Source organism: Aeromonas sp. 160P, from assembly GCF_055193095.1.
The window spans coordinates 861,042-867,500 of record NZ_JBUXKV010000001.1; the positions used below are offsets into that span (position 1 = coordinate 861,042).

Here is a 6,459-nt window from a genome sequence, read left to right on the forward strand (position 1 = left end):
ACCGAGACAATTCGATGGCCAAGCGCTGGTCAGGTTACCTGATCCTGGGGATGTGGCTGCTCAACCTGCTTCATCTCTATCTGGGGTTATCCCCCTGGCCAGCGGCCATCGCGGCATGGGGGGCGTCACTGCTCACCTGGCCTTGGCTGGTGGGGGCCGCCAAACGGCAGGCGCTGGCCCTTTATGGTGCCGCCCTGTTGCTGCTTATCTTCTCCTGGTGGCGGGGGGCTAGCTTCGCAGCTGGCGACTGGCTGCTGCCCAACATCAATATGCTCACCATGTTTGCCGCAGTGAGCACCCTCAATCTCGCCACCTCCGGCCTGCTCACTGGCACTACCTCCTGGACCGGACGCAAGGGGTTGTGGAGCACCATGGCCAGCCTCAATTTGCTGGGGGCGGTGATTAATCTCTCGGTGCTGTTCATCATTGGCGATCGGCTGGAGCGTAACGGGACGCTGGAGCGGCGTCAGGTGATGGTGCTGAGCCGGATCTTCTGTGCCGCCGCTTTCTGGTCACCCTTCTTTGTCGCCATGGCGGTGGCGCTCACCTATGCCCCTGGCTTGCAGCTCTCCCATATTCTGCCGTTCGGGATCCTCGCTGCCTTGCTGGCGATGGGCTTGACCGCCTGGCAGGTGGAGCGCCTCGGGGTGGCGGACTTTGCCGGTTATCCGCTGCGACTGCAGACGCTGGGGTTGCCGATCACGCTGGCGTTGCTGGTGCTGCTGATCAAGCAGATCTGGCCCCAGCTTGGCATTCTGGCGGTGATCGCGCTGGTGGCCCCGCTGCTGGCGCTGCTCTTTATGCCGAGGGTCGGGCGCAAGGCGGCCCTCAAGCGGCAAGTGGTGGAGCGCTTCCCCGCTATCGGCGGTCAGCTGGTGCTGTTTCTGGGGGCCGGCTTGTTGGCTGCGGGCATTAACAGTGCGCTGTCGGTGGTCGAGTTCGATATGGGTCACGGTCTACCGCTGTTCAACCACTTTGGCTGGCTCGAAGCCTCCCTGACGCTGTTATTCATTTTGCTGGTGGCCATTGTCGGGGTGCATCCGCTGATCACTATTTCTGCCGTGGCGCCGCTGCTGTGGCCGCTGTCGCCAGACCCCAGTCTGCTCGGCATGTGCTTCCTGCTGGGATGGGGGCTCGCCACCGGCACCAGTCCGCTCTCGGGCTCAAACCTCGCGTTGGCCTCCCGCTACAACTTGAGTGCTGCCCTGATCCTGCGTTGGAATCTGTGTTACGGGCTGATGATGTACGCTATCGCCAGCCTGTTGTTGGGGGCTTATAGCGCCTTGTATGGATGAGGGGGAATCGATACTGATCTCACCCTTGGCCAGCCTGTTGGCAGGGGGTTGTTTGCTGGTTATCAGGCTCTTGTAGCGGATTGGGCGCAGGATGCGAGAAAAATAGACGCATATTTAGACAATACATCTTTGGAAGGCGCATTTTGCAGCGCACTGGCTTGTTTGTGCCAATGCGGTCGAGGTATGCTGGCTTCACGCGCTTGAATCGCCCTCTGTGGGGCATCGCAATTGAACAAACAGGTATGCATATGTCACTAGAAGTCCTTGAGCAACTCGAATCCAAAGTACAATCCGCCGTCGATAACATCTCCCTGCTGAAAATGGAGCTGGACGAGCTGAAAGAGCAGAATGGCAAGCTGCAAGACGAGAACCATCAGCTGCGCAACGAACATGTTGCATGGCAGGAGCGTCTGCGTGCCCTGCTGGGCAAAATGGAGCAGATGGGCGAAACCATCTAATTCATTGCCATCAGGCAGAATTGAAAACGGGCCGCTCCATGAGCGGCCCGTCTGTTTTTGGCGAGTCGGGGATTACAAGGCCAGCAGCTGCCTGACTGTTTTCTCGATGCCGTCTGCCGCTTCAACAATATTGTTGGCCAGCATGTAGGCGGGGGTGGAGATCACCTTGCGCTCCTGATCCACCACGAACTCGTTGACCGGGCAGTTGAGGTGGCTGCCGCCCATCGCCTCGATGGCATTGGCGGTCCCCTCGTCATGACCGATGGTCGCCAGCGTCCCGGCGCCATAGATCAGCGGGATCATCGCCGGTGCAATGCAGATATAGGCGGCTGGCTTGTTGGCGTTGGCAAAGCTTTGACACGCTTTCAGCACGTCAGGCTGGATGCAGCACTCGGCCCCCTTGATGGCGAAGTCGCACAAGTTCTTGGCGGCGCCAAAGCCACCGGGTACCAGCAGGGCGTCGTAATCGCGTGCATCTAACTCTGCCACATCGCGGATCTGGCCACGGCAGATGCGGGCCGCCTCGACCAGCACATTGCGGCTCTCTCCCTCGCTCACTTCACCGGTCAGGTGGTTGATCACATGGAGCTGCGTCACGTTCGGTGCGAAGCACTGCACGGCTGCGCCCTGACGAGCCAGCGCCAGCAGGCTGATGACGGCTTCGTGGATTTCAGCTCCGTCAAAGACGCCACAGCCACTCAAAATCACGGCCACTTTTTTCATGGCAAACTCCTCGTTGTTGAAAATGTGAGCCAAGATAGATTGTTGTACTTTTGTATGGTTATCGCTCGCCATCCGCTGGTCAAGTCATCTCGCTGTGCTAGGATTGTTTCGTTTTGGATCCTGCCTTACCTACTCCCTTAAATCTTTTTCCACATTGATCGAGATCATTCTAACGGTGTTGTGGTCTATTTATTAGATTTCAACCTGTTGTTTTCTATTGGTTTTTATATTTTTGTGCACAGCTTGATCACTGATGAACATCCAAGTGGCTATTTTTGAACACAGAGTTATCCACAGCCTTGGGCGTTTGAAGCGCCCGTTTATGGTGGTATTACGCCCCTTGGTGTGAAGGGGCCCCTGTGGCATCCTAGCGGCTATTTATCTTTGGCAGGACGATTTCATGGCCTCTAGCAATCCCCTTATTCTGGTCGACGGCTCCTCTTATCTGTACCGCGCTTTCTTTGCCTCCCAGCAGGCTGACCTGCGCACCTCGACCGGTTTGCCGAGCGGCGCCGTCCGTGTCATGGCCAACATGATGCGCAGCCTGCGCAAGCAATACCCTGACTGTCATGTGGCCGTGGTGTTTGATGCCAAGGGCAAGACCTTCCGCGACGACATCTATCCCGAATACAAGGCCAATCGCCCCAGCATGCCGGAAGACCTGCGCAGCCAGGTCGCTCCCATCCATCAGATGATCAAGGCGATGGGCTTCCCCTTTTTGATGATCGACGGAGTTGAGGCGGATGATGTGATTGGCACCCTGGCCCGCCAGGCGACCGAGAAGCAGCTGCCGGTGCTGATCAGCACCGGTGACAAGGACATGGCGCAGCTGGTCTCCGACCATGTCACCCTGATCGACACCATGAAAGATCTGAAGACCGATCGGGAAGGGGTGATCGAGAAGTTCGGCGTACCGCCCGAGCTCATCATCGACTATCTAGCCCTGATGGGTGACAAGGTCGATAACATTCCCGGTATGACCGGTGTTGGCGAAAAGACCGCACTGGCTCTGCTGCAGGGGATTGGCAGCATCGACGAAATTGCCGCCAACCTCGACAAGGTGGCTGCCCTGGGCTTTCGTGGCTCCAAGGCGTTCGCCGACAAGTTCCGTGAGCAGGAAGAGCAAGTTCGCCTCTCCTACCGACTGGCGACCATCAAGACCGATGTGGTGCTGGAGCAGGATCTGGAACAGCTGTTGCTCAAACCGGTCGACAAGGAGTCGTTGTTGGCGGTCTACCGCGAATATGAGCTGCGCAACCTGATCAAGGAGCTGGATTCTGGTGGTGATGAGGGTGGCGAGAGTGCCGGACAGGGCGAGGCTGGCGATGACAGCGCCGCTCCGATTGCCGCTATCGAAACCGACTATCGCTGCATTCTGGACGAAGCCGAGTTTGACGGCTGGCTAGCCCAACTGCAGGCCGCGCCGCTGTTCGCCTTCGATACCGAAACCACCAGTCTCGACTATATGGAGGCGCGGATTGTCGGTGTCTCCTTCGCGGTTGAACCGGGCAAAGCCGCTTATGTACCGTTTGGCCACGACTATCTCGGGGCGCCGGTGCAGTTGACCGAAGCCGTGGTGCTGGGCAAGCTCAAGCCGCTGCTGGAAGATCCGACCCGTCTCAAAGTGGGGCAGAACCTCAAGTACGATCGCAATGTGCTGCTCAACCACGACATCGACCTGCAAGGTATCGCCTACGACACCATGCTTGAATCCTACGTGCTCAACTCCACCGCCAGTCGCCACGACATGGATTCGCTGGCCAAGCGTTACCTCGGGGTTGAGACTACCTCCTTTGAAGATATCGCGGGCAAAGGGGTCAAGCAGCTCACCTTCAACCAGATTGAGCTGGAGCAGGCCGCCCCCTATGCGGCGGAAGATGCCGATATCACCCTGCGGCTGCACCAGACCCTGTGGGGTCAGCTGGAAGCCGTGCCGGGTCTGTGCCAGGTATTTAGCGAAATCGAGCTGCCGCTGCTGCCGGTATTGGCGCGGATGGAGCTGCTCGGCACCACCATAGATCCCAAGCTGCTGCACCAGCAGAGTCAGGAGATCGAACTGCGGCTGGCCGAGCTGGAGCGTCAGGCCCACGAGCTGGCCGGACAGGAGTTCAACCTCTCCTCACCCAAGCAGCTGGGGGAGATCCTCTTCACCAAGCTGGGCTTGCCGATCATCAAAAAGACCCCCAAGGGCGCGCCGTCTACTGCAGAAGAGGTGCTGGCCGAGCTGGCGGAGACCTATGAACTGCCACGGCTGTTGATGGAGCATCGTGGCCTGGCCAAGCTCAAGTCCACCTATACCGACAAGCTGCCGCTGATGATCAAGCCCCAGACCGGGCGGGTGCATACCTCCTATCATCAGGCGGTAGCGGCCACGGGTCGTTTGTCATCGTCTGATCCCAACCTGCAGAACATCCCGGTGCGCAACGAGCAGGGGCGCCGGATCCGGCAGGCCTTCATTCCGAGCGCCGGTTACAAGCTGGTGGCGGCGGACTACTCCCAGATCGAGCTGCGTATCATGGCGCATCTCTCCGGTGACAAGGGCTTGCTGACTGCCTTTGCCGAGGGCAAGGACATCCACAAGGCGACGGCTGCCGAGGTATTCGGCGTGGCGCTCGATGCGGTCACTACCGACATGCGTCGCAGTGCCAAGGCGATCAACTTCGGCCTTATCTACGGCATGAGTGCCTTTGGTCTGGCCAAGCAGTTGGGGATCGGTCGCGCCGAAGCGCAGAAGTACATGGATCTCTACTTCGAACGCTACCCGGGGGTGCTGGAGTATATGGAGCGCACCCGCCAGCAGGCGGAAGCCCAGGGTTATGTCGAGACCCTGTTTGGTCGCCGCCTCTATCTGCCGGATATCAAGTCCCGCAATGCCGGTCTGCGCAAGGGCGCCGAGCGAGCAGCCATCAATGCCCCGATGCAAGGCACCGCCGCCGATATCATCAAGCGCGCCATGATCAACGTGGACAGCTGGATCCGCGGCATCGAGGATGAGTCGATCCGTATGCTGATGCAGGTACACGATGAACTGGTGTTCGAGATCCGCGCAGAGAAGCTGGAGGAGTACACCGCCATCATCAAGGAGAAGATGTCAGCGGCGGCCGATCTGCATGTGCCGCTGTTGGTCGAAGCGGGCTCCGGCGATAACTGGGATCAGGCCCACTGATCCGCCATGTTCGGTTGCTATATATAGCTATATAAGAAGAGAAGCCCGGCACCCTGCCGGGCTTCCTGTTTCTGCCCCTGCCATCAAGCCTCTTGCAGATACTCATCCTTGAGCAGGACATAGTTGTCGGCCGAGGTTTTGAGAAAGGTGATTTCGGCGGGTTTGAGGGGGCGAGCCTGCTTGACGGGATTGCCTATATATAGAAAGCCCGATTCGAGTCGTTTGCCCGGTGGTACCAGCGAACCGGCTCCGATCATCACATCATCTTCGACCACTACCCCGTCCAGAATAATGGCCCCCATGCCGACCAGTACCCGGTTACCTATGGTGCAGCCATGCAGCATCGCCTTGTGACCGACCGTGACATCTTCACCGATCAGCAGCGGATAACCATCAGGGTTGCTGGCACTCTTGCGGGTGAGGTGCAGCACTGTGCCGTCCTGAATATTGCTGCGGGCGCCGATGCGGATATGATTCACGTCGCCTCGCGCCGCCACCATGGGCCAGATGCTGGCATCATCGGCCAGCTCGATATCACCCACCAGTGTTGCGCAGGGATCTATATATACCCGTTTGCCCAGTTGCGGGCGTTTTCCCTTGTAGGGTCTCAGTCGCAAGTCCATCTTGGCCTCCTTGTTTTCGGCCATTCTAGCAATCCAGAACCAGATTCTGTGGATAAGTTTGTATAAAAGCTGTGCGTTGATATGAATAACTAATAAATCGCACTTTTTAGCAATTTAAAAGCTTTAAAGCCTTGCAAGCATGTCGAAGATCCCTATAATGCGCCCCTACCAGCACGGCGGAACACGCCGCACTG

General features: G+C 58.3%; 5 protein-coding genes. 3 read left to right on the plus strand and 2 right to left on the minus strand.

Annotated features, from left to right (window positions below; all coding sequences use genetic code 11):
* The first annotated feature begins 14 nt into the window (after nucleotides 1–14).
* Both ACY8FN_RS04125 and ACY8FN_RS04130 read left to right on the plus strand, forming a co-directional pair.
* Complete coding sequence (locus tag ACY8FN_RS04125; protein ID WP_463099298.1) at nucleotides 15–1,295, plus strand: hypothetical protein; 1,281 nt, start codon at nucleotides 15–17, stop codon at nucleotides 1,293–1,295.
* A gap of 248 nt (nucleotides 1,296–1,543) precedes the next feature.
* Nucleotides 1,544–1,753: a cell division protein ZapB gene (locus tag ACY8FN_RS04130; RefSeq protein WP_042022687.1), complete on the plus strand. Its 210-nt coding sequence runs from the start codon at nucleotides 1,544–1,546 to the stop codon at nucleotides 1,751–1,753.
* 72 nt (nucleotides 1,754–1,825) lie between these two features.
* Here ACY8FN_RS04130 and elbB read toward each other — a convergent pair whose 3' ends face one another.
* Nucleotides 1,826–2,476, minus strand: coding sequence for an isoprenoid biosynthesis glyoxalase ElbB (elbB, locus tag ACY8FN_RS04135; protein ID WP_463099299.1), 651 nt, complete (start codon nucleotides 2,474–2,476; stop codon nucleotides 1,826–1,828).
* A 400-nt stretch (nucleotides 2,477–2,876) separates the two neighbouring features.
* On the opposite strand from elbB, the gene polA reads away from it, so the two are divergent.
* On the plus strand, nucleotides 2,877–5,642 hold the full coding sequence (polA, locus tag ACY8FN_RS04140; RefSeq protein ID WP_463099300.1) for a DNA polymerase I: 2,766 nt from the start codon (nucleotides 2,877–2,879) through the stop codon (nucleotides 5,640–5,642).
* A gap of 83 nt (nucleotides 5,643–5,725) precedes the next feature.
* On the opposite strand, the gene ACY8FN_RS04145 is transcribed toward polA, so the two are convergent.
* Nucleotides 5,726–6,289, minus strand: a complete 564-nt coding sequence (locus ACY8FN_RS04145; protein WP_303846403.1) for a gamma carbonic anhydrase family protein — start codon at nucleotides 6,287–6,289, stop codon at nucleotides 5,726–5,728.
* Nucleotides 6,290–6,459: the final 170 nt, after the last annotated feature.